15 protein-coding genes are annotated in these 15083 nt (G+C 39.5%); 5 read left to right on the plus strand and 10 right to left on the minus strand.

All coding sequences use genetic code 11. From position 1 onward, the window contains the following. Positions 1-147: 147 nt before the first annotated feature. Positions 148-558 (plus strand): hypothetical protein, encoded by a 411-nt coding sequence (locus tag J2S11_RS05240; RefSeq protein ID WP_307391899.1) that lies wholly within the window; start codon positions 148-150, stop codon positions 556-558. A gap of 122 nt (positions 559-680) precedes the next feature. On the opposite strand, the gene J2S11_RS05245 is transcribed toward J2S11_RS05240, so the two are convergent. Next, the gene (locus J2S11_RS05245; protein ID WP_307391902.1) at positions 681-1055 is read right to left on the minus strand and encodes a hypothetical protein; all 375 of its coding nucleotides are present in this window, start codon (positions 1053-1055) and stop codon (positions 681-683) included. Positions 1056-1200: 145 nt separating this feature from the next. On the opposite strand from J2S11_RS05245, the gene J2S11_RS05250 reads away from it, so the two are divergent. After that, entirely contained in the window at positions 1201-2094 is an 894-nt protein-coding gene (locus J2S11_RS05250) for an NAD(P)/FAD-dependent oxidoreductase (protein ID WP_370875451.1), read from the plus strand. A gap of 86 nt (positions 2095-2180) precedes the next feature. Here J2S11_RS05250 and J2S11_RS05255 read toward each other — a convergent pair whose 3' ends face one another. Continuing rightward, a complete protein-coding gene (locus J2S11_RS05255; protein WP_307391905.1) occupies positions 2181-2636 on the minus strand; it encodes a TlpA family protein disulfide reductase in 456 nt (151 codons plus the stop codon). Between the two features lie 174 nt (positions 2637-2810). Next, positions 2811-3362, minus strand: coding sequence for a peroxiredoxin (locus J2S11_RS05260; RefSeq protein ID WP_307391908.1), 552 nt, complete (start codon positions 3360-3362; stop codon positions 2811-2813). A gap of 333 nt (positions 3363-3695) precedes the next feature. On the opposite strand from J2S11_RS05260, the gene J2S11_RS05265 reads away from it, so the two are divergent. Continuing rightward, positions 3696-3938, plus strand: a complete 243-nt coding sequence (locus J2S11_RS05265; protein WP_307391911.1) for an HPr family phosphocarrier protein — start codon at positions 3696-3698, stop codon at positions 3936-3938. A gap of 135 nt (positions 3939-4073) precedes the next feature. Here J2S11_RS05265 and J2S11_RS05270 read toward each other — a convergent pair whose 3' ends face one another. Continuing rightward, positions 4074-5456, minus strand: coding sequence for a dipeptidase (locus tag J2S11_RS05270; RefSeq protein ID WP_307391914.1), 1383 nt, complete (start codon positions 5454-5456; stop codon positions 4074-4076). A gap of 21 nt (positions 5457-5477) precedes the next feature. Beyond that, positions 5478-7256 (minus strand): S9 family peptidase, encoded by a 1779-nt coding sequence (locus J2S11_RS05275; protein WP_307391916.1) that lies wholly within the window; start codon positions 7254-7256, stop codon positions 5478-5480. Positions 7257-7506: 250 nt separating this feature from the next. Between J2S11_RS05275 and J2S11_RS05280 the strand changes: the two genes are divergently transcribed. Beyond that, a complete protein-coding gene (locus tag J2S11_RS05280) occupies positions 7507-8319 on the plus strand; it encodes a carbon-nitrogen family hydrolase (RefSeq protein ID WP_307391918.1) in 813 nt (270 codons plus the stop codon). A gap of 315 nt (positions 8320-8634) precedes the next feature. Next, positions 8635-9249, plus strand: a complete 615-nt coding sequence (locus J2S11_RS05285) for a glycoside hydrolase family 73 protein (protein ID WP_307391921.1) — start codon at positions 8635-8637, stop codon at positions 9247-9249. 120 nt (positions 9250-9369) lie between these two features. On the opposite strand, the gene J2S11_RS05290 is transcribed toward J2S11_RS05285, so the two are convergent. Genes J2S11_RS05290 through J2S11_RS05310 form a run of 5 tightly spaced genes read right to left on the minus strand, consistent with a single transcriptional unit; the run spans position 9370 to position 15038 of the window. Further along, positions 9370-9831: a GNAT family N-acetyltransferase gene (locus J2S11_RS05290; protein ID WP_307391924.1), complete on the minus strand. Its 462-nt coding sequence runs from the start codon at positions 9829-9831 to the stop codon at positions 9370-9372. A gap of 32 nt (positions 9832-9863) precedes the next feature. Continuing rightward, positions 9864-11159 (minus strand): YheC/YheD family endospore coat-associated protein, encoded by a 1296-nt coding sequence (locus tag J2S11_RS05295; RefSeq protein ID WP_307391926.1) that lies wholly within the window; start codon positions 11157-11159, stop codon positions 9864-9866. Continuing rightward, positions 11156-12535, minus strand: a complete 1380-nt coding sequence (locus J2S11_RS05300) for a YheC/YheD family endospore coat-associated protein (protein WP_307391928.1) — start codon at positions 12533-12535, stop codon at positions 11156-11158. The genes J2S11_RS05295 and J2S11_RS05300 overlap by 4 nt, the downstream gene beginning before the upstream one ends. Further along, positions 12535-13650, minus strand: coding sequence for a YheC/YheD family endospore coat-associated protein (locus tag J2S11_RS05305; RefSeq protein ID WP_307391930.1), 1116 nt, complete (start codon positions 13648-13650; stop codon positions 12535-12537). Before J2S11_RS05305 ends, J2S11_RS05300 begins: the two co-directional genes overlap by 1 nt. Before the next feature lie 14 nt (positions 13651-13664). Next, on the minus strand, positions 13665-15038 hold the full coding sequence (locus J2S11_RS05310; RefSeq protein ID WP_307391932.1) for a YheC/YheD family endospore coat-associated protein: 1374 nt from the start codon (positions 15036-15038) through the stop codon (positions 13665-13667). Positions 15039-15083: the final 45 nt, after the last annotated feature.

A 15083-nucleotide genomic window follows, 5' to 3' on the forward strand; every position in this document is an offset into this window, starting at 1 on the left:
GATCAGGGCCAACTCTTACTCAGCTCATGGTATAGAGGGGGCTTTTTCTTTTATATCTCCGCAAATATCTCCCTTCCACCTTTCAACAAAGAGGCATAGATTATAAATAGAAGGGAATGTTACTCAGGCGTTAAGGAGGATTTTTATATGGTTAATAAAGCAAGAGGGAAAAAAATAGGCTTTCTCATGTCATTCCCATTTCAATCAACAATGAATCCGTTTCAGCATCCTTTTTTCGCTACTCCCCCGCAAGGAGGAGCAACCGTTCAACAGCAGCAATCCACTCCACCTTCTATTCAACAAAATCAACCAACTCAACAGAATCAAGCAACACAAAACTCATCAAATCCTAGACCCCAAGGCTTTTCTTTTCAAGGTCTAGATTCAATGTTCCAAAATACAAAGAAGTTCATGGGATATGTTGATCAAGCTAAGCCTTTATTTAAAAATCTAGCTCCTATGCTCCAAATGTTTACTGGAACTCAGGCGAACGCAGCCATTTCCAGGGCACAGAAAAGTGTAGGCGAAAGGGCTATTTATAAGCAAAAAAAGGGATGATCTTGAGGTTTCAGAGATGGTGTGAAGAGAAGAAGTTGAGAAAGAGCTTATTGAAGGAAACTGATAATGAAGCCACCAAACCATCATCATTATTTAAGAGGGTAGAGCGGCTTCTTCTTTTATTATACTTTTTTTCTGGGACCTGACACATGCACTTCTGGTCCATGTACTTCAACATGTGGGGCGGGAATATGGAAGCCACCACCATGAACTGGAGCCGGATAGTGTGTGACACTACCATGACTGAATGGAAGATGAACGCTCCCCTGTGGAATACTGACATGACTAACTGGATAATGAACGCTTCCCTGTGGAACAATAGGAAAACCTTGCTGAGTAGGCTGAGCGATGTGAGTAATATTAGGCAAAGTACCATATGCGGCTGAGGGATACGGGTACTGAGGATAAATAGGATAGGGATAAGGATAAAAAGAATAAAAAGGGTATGGTTGCTGAGAGAAGCTAGGGTAATTAGGGAAAACGGGGTAAGGATACATAGAAAACGCTCCTTTATATATATTCTTTTATTCTTAATGTATTCTGGGTCTTTCTAGTTGACCGCCTATTTTAGATTTAGAGTTAAATTAATGAATTAAATTTGAACAAAGTAAGCAATAAAAAATGTTAGTTAGGAGAGTAATCATGTATGATGTTATTGTTATTGGAGGTGGAATAGCAGGCTTACAGGCTGCTATTCAATTAGGAAGATATATGTATCAAGTCTTGGTTATTGATTCTGGAATTGGTCGTTCTACGATTAGTCAATCCTATCACAATATTCTAGGCTACCCTGATGGGGTGAGTGGAAATCAACTGAGGTTAGTAGGTCAACAGCATGCTGTCAAGCTAGGTGTGAAATTTATAAAAGGGTATGTTCACGAAGTAAAAAGAAGGGGAGAGGCTTTTGAATGTTACGTAGGTGAGCAGAAGCCTCTTTTAGCAAAAAGGATTCTTCTAGCTACAGGTGTCATGGATCGTATTCCCGCTTTTCCCGAGCTTTATCCCTGCTTAGGTCTTTCTGTGTTTGTTTGTCCTGACTGTGATGGCTATGAGGTGAAAAATAAAAAAACAATTGTACTTGGTGCGGGAAATACAGGCGCTAAAATGGCCTTAACTTTAACACACTGGACAAATCAACTTGTCTTTGTTAATCATGAGAAAAAAGGGATAGATGATGAAATAAAGAAAACGGTAAAAGAGAAAAATATAGAGATCGTCGAAGAACAGATTGTAAAAGTGTTAACCCAAAACCATTCAGAGTTTACAGGTGTCGAGCTAGTAAATGGACAGGTAATATATGGACAAGCAGGGTTTATTGCGTTTGGAGGAAATGAGGTGAAGTCTCAATTAGCTGAAAAGCTAGGAGTTAAATTGTTAGAGAATAGCCATATTGCTGTCGATCCTAGAACCAAACAGACTAGTGTAGAACATGTTTGGGCAGCGGGAGATATTGTCGCTCATTCAGAGCAAGTAACGATTGCCATGGGAGAAGGATCACAGGCAGCGATTTGGATTCATAAAAGCTTAAAAAAGTAAAAGCCTAATAAAAGTAAAAAACGCTAGGAAACATCCTAACGTCTTAATCATTTCTTATTCGACTTTTAGCATATGAAGATAAAGAACTACTCCTGCTTTTCACTTTCCTCAAGCACACGAGTTACACGTTTTGTTAGCATCTTCATCCCACCGTCACCAGCCTGAAAGTGACGTAAAACACCTGTTTTATCGAATACGTAGTAAGCAGGAACATACTGATTTTCAAATGCATCCGTAAGCTTATGCTCGCTATCTACATAGGTTGGCTGAGAAATATCAAACTCAGCAGCTACCTCTTTGATTTGCTCTAAGTCAAGGTCCTTCTCAGAACGCGGCATGTGTACAGCAATCACATTTAGCTTACCTTTATACTCGTCTCTAAACTCATTAATCTGTGGCATAGCTTCTTTACATAGACCACAGCTAACAGACCAAAAATGAATTAAGGTTGGCCTGTCTCCAACAAGCTCATCCTTTGTCACTTCTCCATTTAACCACGCTGTTGCTCCTTCAAGCTCAGGCATTGGTGTACGTAATCTCATTACGATCGCCTCCAATCTATCTGAATAGACAGTTCACATGTCAGAATACATTTCAGCTGGGTGAACTATCATCTAATCAGTTCTAGCAAAATGAATCCTAATCCTACTATTTATAAAGGTACCCACTTAACAGCTAAGTTAAGCGGATACCTACATTTAAGAAGCGTGTTTAGCTTATACAGATAGTGTAGCTTGTCCTGGCTTCCAGTTAGCCGGGCAAAGTCCGCCTGTTTGTAAAGCTTGAAGTACACGAAGAACCTCATCTACTTCACGACCAATGTTATTGTGATGTACGACAGAGTACATTAACTCACCCTCTGGGCTGATGATGAATAATCCACGTAAAGCAATCCCTTTGTCTTCAATAAGAACACCGTACTCACGTGATACTGTATGGTTTGTATCAGCAGCAAGTGGATATTTTAAATCACCTAAGCCGTTTGTGTCTCTTGGAGTGTTGATCCAAGCTTTGTGAGTGTGAATGGTATCAGTAGAAACACCAATAACCTCAGCATCTAAATCTTCGAACTCATCATAGCGATCACTGATCGCGATAATTTCAGTCGGGCAAACAAATGTGAAGTCCATTGGATAGAAGTATAGAACTGTCCACTTGTCATTTTTGATGTTTTCCTCAAGGCTAACTTTTCCAAACTCCTTATTTGGTAATACAGCTTCCATTTCAAAGCTAGGTGCAGGTTTCCCTACTAAACGATTTACTGCCATAATATGATTCCTCCCATAATTATAGTTTCTATTGAACTGTGTAACAAATACACAGCCTTTAATCATTATTTTATCCATAAAGTGAAGCAACAAACAATACATTTGCTCAAAAAATGAACAAAAAGATGACTTTTGTCGAAAAGACAGCAAAAACGAAAGAAAATCTGCCATTGATTGTAAAAAAATATGTTAATTTTTATGACAAAGTGAAGGATTCCTACTTTATCATCACATATACTGTTCTTAATACTAACGATCCTATTCCATAAAACTAATCATACTTTAAACTGGGGCTTCATATAACTATTTGATAGGAGAAAAGAGGAGGTGGAAATGTTGGAGGTTTCCTTTATGATTGATCCAGGGAGAAGACTAAATTACGAGCAAATGCGGGAATTGGTGAACGGAGCAAACTGCTATCAATGTTCTATTCTAGCGGAGGGGGATTCTAAAGAAATTAATATGAAAAGCTTAATGAGTCTCCCATTACTATTTCGATTTAAAGGAGGGATTAAGATAAAAGCGGTAGGGAATGACGCAGAAGAAGCTATTAATCATCTGAAGAAAATCATATAAAAAAGAGCATCGGATTACGCGATGCTCTTTTTTTTGTACGTTGTTCTTGGGACACTATATATATAAAATCTTCTCGTGACTTCAGATCAAACACTTAGTAAAGCGCGAATCTAGACTATTCTTAGCTACATTAGCTTAGTTCTTTAGAGCTTCCTCTAGCTCATACCAATAATAGCAAAGAGTACGTAGTCCCTGATCAAAGTTTTCTAAGTGAAAATGCTCATTAGGAGCATGGAAGTTTTCTTCAGGTAGTCCAAAGCCCATTAGCACAACTGGAATATCTAGAAGAGTGCCAAACGTCTCAACGATAGGAATTGATCCCCCCATTCTCGTATAGGCAGGTTCAACACCATAGGCTTTTTGATAGGCACGACCTGCTGCTTGAATAGCAGGATGATCAAACGGTGTAACAAATGGCTTTCCTTGATCAAACAAAGAAGTAGTTACGGTGACACCCGGAGGAGTATGCTCCTTAATATGTTCAATGATAAGTTCGGCAATTTCCTGTGGATCTTGATCTGGCACTAGGCGACAGGTAATTTTGGCGTGAGCTTCAGCAGGCAGAACTGTTTTAATGCCTTCTCCTTGGAAACCACCATATACGCCGTTAATTTCTAAAGTCGGGCGGACCCATGTTCTTTCCAATGTTGAAAAGCCTTCTTCTCCAAAAAGCTCAGGAACCTCAAGCTCGCAGCGATACTGCTCAGCATCAAAAGGTAAAGCCTCATACGCTTTACGCTCCTCTTCAGTTAGCTCTTGAACTTTATCATAAAAGCCTTTGACCATAATTTTACCCTGATCATTTCGTAGTGTGCTAAGAAGCTGGACAATGGCATGTAGAGCGTTTTGTACGGCTCCACCATAAAGACCTGAATGCAGATCCCCTTTTGCTCCTTTTACATCAATTTGCATACCACATAATCCGCGTAGTCCATAGCAAATAGCTGGTTTTCCTTTAGCGTATAGAGTTGTATCTGAGATAACGAGCACGTCCGCCTTTAGCTTATCCTTATATTGCTCAACAAATTGATCTAAGTTGACGCTGCCGATCTCTTCCTCTCCTTCAATACAGAACTTCACATTAACAGGTAATGTACCTTCTGTTTTTAATAAAGCTTCAATGGCCTTGATATGCATAAAAACTTGACCCTTATCATCACTTGCGCCACGGGCATAAAGCTTTTCATCTCTAATCGCAGGCTCAAAAGGAGGTGTATCCCAAAGGTGGAGAGGATCTACGGGTTGTACATCGTAATGCCCATAAATCAACACAGTAGGTTTTCCTTCAGCTTTTAACCATTCGCCGTAAACAACCGGGTGACCAGCTGTAGGCATAATTTCAACATTTTCAATTCCTATCTTTCGTAGTGCATCGGCTGTCCATTCGGCTCCCTTTGCTACATCTTGTTTATGATCAGATAAAGAGCTGATGCTTGGGATAGCTAAATACTCCTTCAATTCATCTAAGTGTTTCTCGCGATGTTCCTTGAAATATGATTCTATAACGGTGTGCTTCATTGAAGCTCACTTCCTTCCGTTCTAAGATTTAGTTAACCAGCGGTCCAAAAATCGGGCTACTTCCGTATACGCTGTAATATTATTTTCTGTACGCACAAAAAAATGTCCTTCATTCTCAAAGCAAATATACTCAACAGGATGATCTCTTTTCTTGAGATCAGCTACAATCTGCTCCGCTTCTTCCACTGGTACTCGCGGGTCATTAGCACCATGCAGAACAAGGAGAGGAGCTTTAATTTTGTCTGTGTAGTGAATGGGATCAATTTGATCGAAGAAATCGCTATCCTCTTCAAGCGACCCATATTCAGCTTCACGTAGCTTTCTACGCCAGACACTCGTATTCTGCAAGAAGGACTTGAAGCTTGAAATTCCTACAATATCTATAGCTGCCGCCCATAGATCAGGATGATGGGTAATGGCTGCGAGCACCATAAATCCACCATAGCTACGTCCCATAATTGAGATCCGTTTTGGATCTGCGTCACCTTCAGCTTTCAACCAGTCTACAAGAGAAACCAAGTCTTGAACAGAGTCCATTCTTTTGCGCTTATCATCGAGGTGGATGCTTGTCTTCCCGTAGCCTGAGCTTCCTCTAACATTTGGTGTACAAACAGCATACCCATGATGAATAAAATATTGCAAGAAAGGGTTGTAGGTTGGTCGAATTTGGCTTTCTGGACCACCGTGTACAAATACTAAAACAGGCAAGGGGCCAGTCGTATTTTTCGGTTTATAATAAAAAGCAGGAATTTTTAGCCCGTCAAAGGATATATATTCAATGAGCTCTGGTTCTACTAGCTCTTCTTGAACAGAGGGTGAACAGGAAACGTAGGTTAGCCTTTTCGTTTCATTTTTCACAAGGTCGTATTCCCAAAGGTCTGTTGGATGTGTAGCTCCGTTAAGAACAAAAGCTAGTTTTTTTCCGTCAGGAGAGAACGAGATTTTCTCAATAACCCCCTGAGGGTGCTCCCAATGTGTTTTTGTACCATCTTCTAGTCTGTACAATACAGCCTTTGAGTACCCACCTTCATTAATGGAGTAGGCTACATGTGTTTTAGCTTTATTTATAGCAAGCTTTTCTAAGTCCCAAAATTCTTGATCTAGCCATGTCAGCTGTCCAGTGGTCGTACTGATTTCAGCTAGCCCGACATATTCATGATCCATATTCGTAAGAACAAAGATCGAATCTCCAGATTGGCTAAAATGAGCATGATAAAATCCTGCTTCACCATTATGAGAAGTTAGCCACTTTACCTCACCAGATTGAAGATCTAGTAAGCCTAAATCCTGATCTAGATTTGTATTCGTCTTTTCAATTAATAGAGCTTCCTGCTGAGGGTGCCAGGCGATAGGAGCATAGCTTCCATCTACTTCATAGACACATCGAAACTCAAGGGATTCGAGGTCCTGAACATAGATATCAAAAAAGCGTGGGTTACGACGATTGCTAGCCCAAGCAATCCGTTTGCCATCAGCGGACGCCCCGCCATATTTATGAATGAAATCAGGCTGATCTGTTAATGGAGTGAGAGTAGAATCAGAGTGAAGTAAATAAAGCTGCTGCCTCTCATTGACCCCTTCATCCATGCCAATAATTTTTTGTGAGCTACCAGAGATGTATCCTACAAACATGATTCTCTCACTCGTAAAGGAAAGCTGGTAGTTTAACTCTTTTTCGCGATCATATTCCCATACCTGAGGAATACCAGTCATATTACTAAGATAAGTAACTCTGTCAGCAGTAGGATGATAGACAGGGTGTGTAGCTGATTTTACAAATAGAAAAGGTTCAATTCTCAACGTGCTGTCGCCTCCTAGGTTTTACTTTTTCAAGATAAGTTATGTTATACTATTCTGAAAAAATAGAGTTAATAGTCTCTCTGAAAGCTCTCTATACAATAGTGTACATGAAAATCTAATATTTCGAAATACGAATTATAATCTGATTAATTTTGAGATAGATTTGATCTAGTGGTAGAGATAGTGGATATAATAAATGAAGAAAGGTATCATAGACTTTAAAGTTGATAATATAAGAGGAGGAAGCTAAATGAACATTGCTATGATACAGGTTTCTACTTTACTCGGTGAGCCTCAAAAGAATAGAACTTTGATGGAACCCTATATTCAGCTAGCTATTCAGCAGGGGGCTGATGTGCTGGTATTACCTGAAACCTGGAATGTAGGCTTTTTCCCAAAAAATATTCACGAGCTTGCCAAGGAGGCCGAGCAGGATGATAGTTTAGCTTGGCTACAGAAAATAGCACAGACCTATAAGGTGAATGTAGTTGGTGGTTCTATTGCGATGAAAGAGCAGGACAAAGTGTACAATAGATGTTATGTATTTAATAGAGAGGGCGCTCAAGTCTATAGCTATGATAAAATTCACTTGTTTTCACCAGGATCAGAAACGAACTATTTTGAACAGGGCAAAAGCAATCAAATTTTTGAGCTAGACGGTATCCCGTGTGCGGTTCAAATCTGCTATGATTTAAGGTTTCCTGAGCTTGCTAGGGGCTTAGCTCTTCAGGGAGCGAAAATCCTATTTACTCCAGCTCAATGGCCACACCCACGTTCAGAGCATTGGTTAACGTTAAATCGTGCCAGAGCAATAGAAAATCAGCTTTACGTTGTGGCTGTAAATGGCTGTGGGGAGGCAAACGGTGTTCATTCCTGTGGTCATTCTGTCATGTATGATCCGTTTGGAGAGGTGCTTGTTTTGGCTGATGAGGAGCAAGGAGTTTATATATCGCCTGTATTTGAGGAAAAGGTTGACCATGTAAGACAGCAAATCCCTGTATTTGTTGATCGAAAACCTAATTTATATAGAGAAATAGAGAGTAAGAATATAACAAGCGAGTAAAAGATATGTACCCTTATATAATTGGTACCATATCCATAAGATTGAAAGTTGTGGTAGGTTAGATTTGAAAATAGTAAGGAGAGCTGAGGGGATTCTTCAGCTCTCCTTTTGAAAATGTCGCCCTTTGGCGGGGGCACCTCCCATTGTACAAAAAATAATGAATCAATAACATGTGTAAATTATGGAAGGAAAAAAGGAGAAAACCTCCTATCTAAAGAAACTATAGGGTTACACTGGCCAATTTTTTCATACTAGTTAGGTGTACAGGAAGACGAAATAAAATTGGATACATTAGTAGAGAGGAAGTGAGTGGATATGACACAGCAAGCTTTTATTGAAGCCCTTGTCCCCCATGTGACTAAACTTTTTGCTGAGGGATCCAGTATTTTTCCCTCTATTCGTATTGCTCAATCTGCTTTAGAGACTGGATGGAAGGTTCCGAGTTGGAACAATCTTGGAGGCTATAAGGTAGGAAACGGAAGACCTAATGAGTTTTGGACTGGAAGAGTGGTTAATAAGGGAACCTGGGAGGTGTATGACGGTCAGCGTGTAGATATTGTTGCGGCCTTCAGAGCTTACGAATCTATTGAGCACTTTTTCCATGATCAGGATTTGCTTTTCGAACTCCCACGGTACCAACGAGTAAGGGAAGCCAGAAGTCCTGAAGCACAAGCTGAAATGCTTTATCAGTGCGGATATGCCACAGATCCTCAGTATGCGAACAAGCTACTTTCTATTATCAATAGCCATCAGCTTAAGCAATATGATGAAAGGAGACAGACGTATATGCTCAAAAAAGAGGATGCTGACAAAATGATTAGGTTTTTAAGTGCTGGCTGGTTTACTGTTCAAGGGAATAAAGAAGCGGAAAAAGAATTTAATCGCCTAGCCAATGAGTTAAGAAAGGCAAGTGGACAAGAGTCTAAATAAAAAAAATAGGGCTAATAACCAAACAAATTAATAACTAAACAAAACAAGTGCTTAGAGTAGGATGTGACTCTTTGCACTTATTTTGTTTTAGATATTTATTCAAGGAGCTTATAAATTGCCCTAATTTAGAACATCTTCCTTAGTCCATTCTCCTCCTCCAACCCATACTGTAGGCTTTCCTGTAGGTCCTTCAAACAAATGAAAGGCAACCAATCCATTATCCAAACATACCTTAAGACTAGGAATATTATCTAGGGCAATTCTTCCGTATATTTTGTTAAGCTGAGAGATAACCGTTTGAACCATACGCTTTGCAATACTATGATTTCGATTTCTCCGATCTACAACAATAACGCCTTCTTCAATGCCATAATTGGCAGCAATCAAAACACCGATTACCTTGTTCCCTTCACTAGCCACGATGACTACTGTTTCCTCCTCGCTAAGCCTAGTAGGATTAACACGCTTGACCCATTCAATCGCGTCCTTTGTAATTCTTTTATCTCCGTTTTTCTGAATGAAGAGAGTAAGCTTTGCTCTATGCCTTTCGAACTGAGCAGGGCTAAGATTTTTAATATTCAAAGATATGTTCCTCCTTGATGCTTAAGAGTACATTATGAATGGTTAAATGTTAGATGCTTGGAATAATCAATAAGATTATTAAGTGATTTAGTGCGTATCGTAGGCTCATCAAATTTCATAGGTTTTGAATTAGCTTCAAAGAACCAAAGTCTCTTTTTTTTATCCAACCCAATATCCATGGACATCTCACCGAGAACATGATAATTAGCTTCTAGGATTTTGGCAATGGCTAAGGCTAACTGATGGATGTTTGCCAAAATCAGTGGGGCTTGATTCGGATAAAGAGCTTCAAGCACAGAATTAGAATTTTCTATTCTTCCCCCCTGAGGAACATGTGTTGTAATCCTGTTTTTTCCGGCTACCCTTGTTCCAACTCCTGTAACCTCCCATTGTCCTGTCTTATTTTTCTGTACGAGTACTCTAAAGTCAAAGGGCTGATCTTGAATGGTCTCAAGTTCTATACCTTGTTGAGCAATATATGGAGAGGATATTCTGTATTTCTGGTAGAGTCTCCATAGTTTTTCTACACTAGTTACGGTCATTGAAATGATTTGGTTAGAAAGCTGTGAGGTAAACAGAAAGTTTCTTTCATTGGGCTGTATAATGATTCGTAAAATGCCTTTTCCTGCTTTACCCTTAGTGGGTTTTAAATAAATCGTTTGATGCTTGCGAAGCATTTGAACTAAATCCTGTTTTGTTTGTAAGATCTGAGTATCAGGAAGAAAGCTACTTAGCTCCCTAGACGATTTTAATAGCTGAAAGGTATCCTGCTTATTAAAGAAATGTGGGTTAAACAGGGTAAGTCTTTTACCATACGCTTGAAATCTAGATATGGCTTGCTGTGCGTCTGAAGATGATTCCTGTTCACGAGTAGAAATACGGTTGTAGATCACATTTGGAAATGGAAAGAGGGCTTCTTGCCATCCTTTAACGGAAAAGTTGTAAAACCAGCCTCGGATTTGTTCATTTTCCCAATCAATTTGATCAGGGGTAAACACATAAAGAATAGCTCCATTTCTTTTTCCGGTTCCAATAAGATCTATGAAATTTCTGCGATTTCCAGTAAATGGTGCATTATTCCCTTTGGCTGCCATAATTCCAATAAGCGGGACAAGGTACCCCTTTTTTCTTGATTCTCTACTTTTAACTGTATTAATAGAAAAAGAAGGCTGTGAGTCTGGCAGTTTCGGAACGAAAAGCTTTTGAATCGGGGCATGATTCGCCCCCCAGGAGTACGTACTTTCCTCTTTACTTCTCTGATGCTTTTTGATAAACCAAGCATTCTGTTTTGGATGATAATAAACTTTCACTTTGCTTGAAGAACTCATGAAGCATGCACTTCCTTCTTAGTAAAGCCGGATAAAAACAAGGAATAATCTAAAATATTGCGTCTTGTAATGACATCCCATTCTTTTAGTTCGGGCAAGGCAAACACATGTCTTCCGGGCTGTGAATTGGCCTCAAACATCCAAGGATGTCCAGTAGCATCCAAACCGATATCAAAGCCTATCTCTCCGACATAGCCTGGCAGACTATCCTCGATCACTTGTGCTAGAGTGAGGACGGCTTGCTTCAGCTCCTGATAAATTTTGTTCTGGGTCTCTTTTGAGAAAAACTTTTCCATAATGGAATCAAAGCTTAGCACATGGCCACCTGTTCGAATATGTGTCGTCACACTGCCTTTTCCAGATATTTTTCCTGCTATACCAGTCATGTTCCATTGACCATGTTCATCCTTGTTAACGTGAACCCGGAAATCAATATTTCTCCCTGCATTCTGAAGTAGGGAGATACCCTGCTGAGCGATATATTTTTTTAAAGATCGCCCTTTAAAGAATTGCTTGATAAATAATTTCATGGAAGGATAAGGCTTGAGATGGTTTTTTCCATGACGATTAAAGCGACATGAAATACCTTTTTCTGGATTCTTGTTGATTTGGATGATCCCTAAGCCCATATAGCCTTCAGCAGGCTTAAGATAGATCATTTTATGCTTACGCAAAAGTCTTTTTAAATCCTGTAGACTTGGATCTAAAATGCTTTCAGGCAAATACTCTTGTACAGCTGGGTTCGTAGAGATGAGCTCATGGATATTCCATTTATTAAACGTAAAAGGGTTAAAGACTTTGGCTCCAGCATTCTCAAGAATGGCGCGCCCATGCTTGACGACACTCATTTTTTCCCCACGCCTAAAAACTCTATTATAGACAACATTAGGAAAAGGAACGCTGTATTTCTTCCAGATTTTCTTTCCCTTATTTTGGATTAGAAAGTATCCGCTTACTCGATTAGATACTGTCGAAACGTCTAACGGAGAAAAGAGAAAATAGGAAGATGGGACATATTTCTGACATACGATATACTCCTTAAAAAAATCGGTGCGTGGGCCAAGTGGTGCCTTCGAACTCGGGGTGAAATTTGTCGTCATGATGCCTACTAATGGCCCTAGGCTAATTTTTTCGTGATCCGTTTTTACATGTAACTTGTGTGGGAAGGGAAGGGAAAGTCTATCCCATACATCCTTAGAGAAAATTACATGCTCAGAATTCTTGATCGGAGTAACGATTGCCTGTACCTGCTCTAAACCATAATGAACCGTTATAATTTCTCCTCTTTTGTAATGTGAAGAGAACTCGGGACCTAAGAAAATTCTATTTTTTGAAGCTTTATGCGCTTTAATTGATACGGTATACAAGGCACTCATTAAACAACGTTACCCCCAGACTGTGAAGCGATAAAACAGGCATAGTTAATAGGGCTCTGAATAGAAGCCTGATACGCTTTTAGGTTTTTAGAAAGTTTTAGGGATTCTCTACCAGGCTTTGAGTTAACTTCTAAAATCCACACATGACCTGACCGATCAACTCCTAAATCGACGCCTAGTTCAATCAGTTGACCATGTCGCTCTTCAAGGTTTTTAGGTACATGCTTTAGGATCGTCGAGATGTCCTGATTAATTTGTTTGACTTGAGTCGGTGCAAAAAACTGATTAAGCAGGTAATTTGCCTCAAGAGCTGTCCCTCCACCTTTTATATTAGAGGTGAGGGTAAATTTTTGACCTATTCGAGCAGCTCGCCCTGTTTCTCTCCATTGTCCATGCTCATCCTTTTGCAGAAGTATCCTTAGATCAAAAGGGTGCCCTTCCGTAGAGTCTAATTGTAAATAAGGTTGGATAATATAGCTTCTAGAACTCATAAAGCTTTTAATCCACTCATTGGCCTTCTTAACGGAAGGAAAGGTCCTTTGGAATACTTTGTTGGCTTTATTTCTCCCTTGGATCAAAACCTGCTGATTTACTGTCCATACTCTGAATACCCCTTTTCCGTTGCTTCCTGAGGCTGGCTTGAAAAAGATAGATGTATGCTCCTGCAGCTTTGCTTCCCAATTAAGGTCTGGTTGATAAAGAATGGTTTCAGGTAAAAAAGATTTGATTTCCGGGATATCTTTGACCATGTTGTAGACATTCCATTTGCCTGGAAGACCTCTCCCGAGTAAAGAAATATTTCTATTTTGAACTAGCCTTGTAATAGCAGCATGGTGCATTCTAATTTGAGATCGATTGGAATAAGCAATACGATCATATAAAATATGGGGTACGGGGTAGTCACCCTTTTCCCAGATCTTCTTTTTCTGGTTGTAGCGATAGCCTTGAACCTTTTTTGCTTTCCAATCCATAAAAAGAGGGGAAAATACCGTAACCGTCACTCCTGTTTTTTCTCCATAAATAGATAGATTTTTGAAATAGGATTGCTCTATAAATGGAGGATGCTTAGTTGTAGATTGATAACGAACTAAAATACCTAGGTGAGCTTTTTTCATAGTAAGAAGACACCTCATTTTAATAATTGATTGGACAAAAATTGGGTATAATCCAGCAGGCGGTGCACAGAGGGGCGGCCTTTTGATCCCTTTGTCTCTATGGAAGGAATTGTATCCTCTGTTTTTGAAGGCTTTGAGTTGATTTCTAATAAATAGATACGACCTTGTTTATCTAAACCAAGGTCCACACCCAACTCGCCAAACTGATCCTTGTATGAATTCTCAATGCCCTCACAAGTTTTCTTAGCTACGTGAATAAGCTGCTGTCTCATTATTTTGGGCTCTTTAAACCCACATGCCGACAATACTGAATTAACCTTAACAATTTCTCCGCCTCTTGCTATATTTGAAACAAAGCGATTAAGTGGGCCTACTCGTGCAACCATCGAGGTTACGCTCCATTTACCAAGTTTGTTTTTTTGCATGAGTGCTCTAAAATCAACGGTACGCTCCTGAAATTGAAGGAGGGGTATGCCCTCCTGGATGATATGCTTTTTGGTTGATACTCTTTTACTTAAATAGCTATATAGCTGATTTTGATGAGCAAATTGCTTATGAATTTGCCCGTTTCGTGTAGAGTATTGGGTTATATACCCATCTCGGTGTTTACTTATCTTATAAATGCCATTTCCTAAAGAGCCATGAATTGGTTTTACATAAACAGTCGAGTATTGACTAAGCATCATCCGTAAAGGATTAGCTCCAAAAAGTTTAGTTTGTGGAAGGTATGGAGAGAAAGCTCGGTCTTCACTCAGTTTGTCGTAAACCTCCCATTTATCTAAAAACGTTTGATTAAATAAATGCACTTTTTTCTTTTCTAGTAATTCCTTCAGATCACGATATGCATGAGAGTTTTCTACTTTTCTACTTCCAATACGGTTGTAGATGATTTGCGGATAGGGGACTACTTCTTCCGTCCAACTGCCCTTGGAAAAAACCCAGCCCATTATTTTATCCGTGCCTTTAAGCAACTGATCTATAGAAGTTACGTAAGGAAGGATATGACGATTTCGAGCATAAAGGATGACTTCTTCAAAAAATGGGTTAAGCTTAAAATAAGGTGGGTGGCTTTTGGATATTTTGCTCACAAGAATAGCTAAAACTGGACCTAGTTTTAGCTTGGCAGTAATAGGTGAGTAACTTATTTGTAATTGACATTGATCCGGAATCCCTAAATGCTTAGCAAACTTTTCATCCACTTGTACATGTCCCAGCTTGTAGGGCAATGGTCGACAAAGCACTTGGTTATGCCCAGTTGAGAACTGTAATTGGAGAGGATAATCGTATGGAATGCGAAGTTTTTTTATGAGTGCAGCAGGTATGTTGATCATTGGTAATCCATGTGAAGAATCAGGTGTGTGTGATATGATTACTTTTGAATCAGTCATCGGCTTCTTCCCCTCTAAAAAGCATAAGTAGATAATATAGACTAT

Origin of the sequence: Bacillus horti (genome assembly GCF_030813115.1) — a bacterium.
Lineage (GTDB): Bacteria > Bacillota > Bacilli > Caldalkalibacillales > JCM-10596 > Bacillus_CH > Bacillus_CH horti.

Coding starts and splice junctions, on each gene's coding strand:
- J2S11_RS05240 (WP_307391899.1), top strand. CDS start 148: ATGGTTAATAAAGCAAGAGGGAAAAAAATAGGCTTTCTCATGTCATTC.
- J2S11_RS05245 (WP_307391902.1), bottom strand. CDS start 1,055: ATGTATCCTTACCCCGTTTTCCCTAATTACCCTAGCTTCTCTCAGCAA.
- J2S11_RS05250 (WP_370875451.1), top strand. CDS start 1,201: ATGTATGATGTTATTGTTATTGGAGGTGGAATAGCAGGCTTACAGGCT.
- J2S11_RS05255 (WP_307391905.1), bottom strand. CDS start 2,636: ATGAGATTACGTACACCAATGCCTGAGCTTGAAGGAGCAACAGCGTGG.
- J2S11_RS05260 (WP_307391908.1), bottom strand. CDS start 3,362: ATGGCAGTAAATCGTTTAGTAGGGAAACCTGCACCTAGCTTTGAAATG.
- J2S11_RS05265 (WP_307391911.1), top strand. CDS start 3,696: ATGTTGGAGGTTTCCTTTATGATTGATCCAGGGAGAAGACTAAATTAC.
- J2S11_RS05270 (WP_307391914.1), bottom strand. CDS start 5,456: ATGAAGCACACCGTTATAGAATCATATTTCAAGGAACATCGCGAGAAA.
- J2S11_RS05280 (WP_307391918.1), top strand. CDS start 7,507: ATGAACATTGCTATGATACAGGTTTCTACTTTACTCGGTGAGCCTCAA.
- J2S11_RS05285 (WP_307391921.1), top strand. CDS start 8,635: ATGACACAGCAAGCTTTTATTGAAGCCCTTGTCCCCCATGTGACTAAA.
- J2S11_RS05295 (WP_307391926.1), bottom strand. CDS start 11,159: ATGAGTTCTTCAAGCAAAGTGAAAGTTTATTATCATCCAAAACAGAAT.
- J2S11_RS05300 (WP_307391928.1), bottom strand. CDS start 12,535: ATGAGTGCCTTGTATACCGTATCAATTAAAGCGCATAAAGCTTCAAAA.
- J2S11_RS05305 (WP_307391930.1), bottom strand. CDS start 13,650: ATGAAAAAAGCTCACCTAGGTATTTTAGTTCGTTATCAATCTACAACT.
- J2S11_RS05310 (WP_307391932.1), bottom strand. CDS start 15,038: ATGACTGATTCAAAAGTAATCATATCACACACACCTGATTCTTCACAT.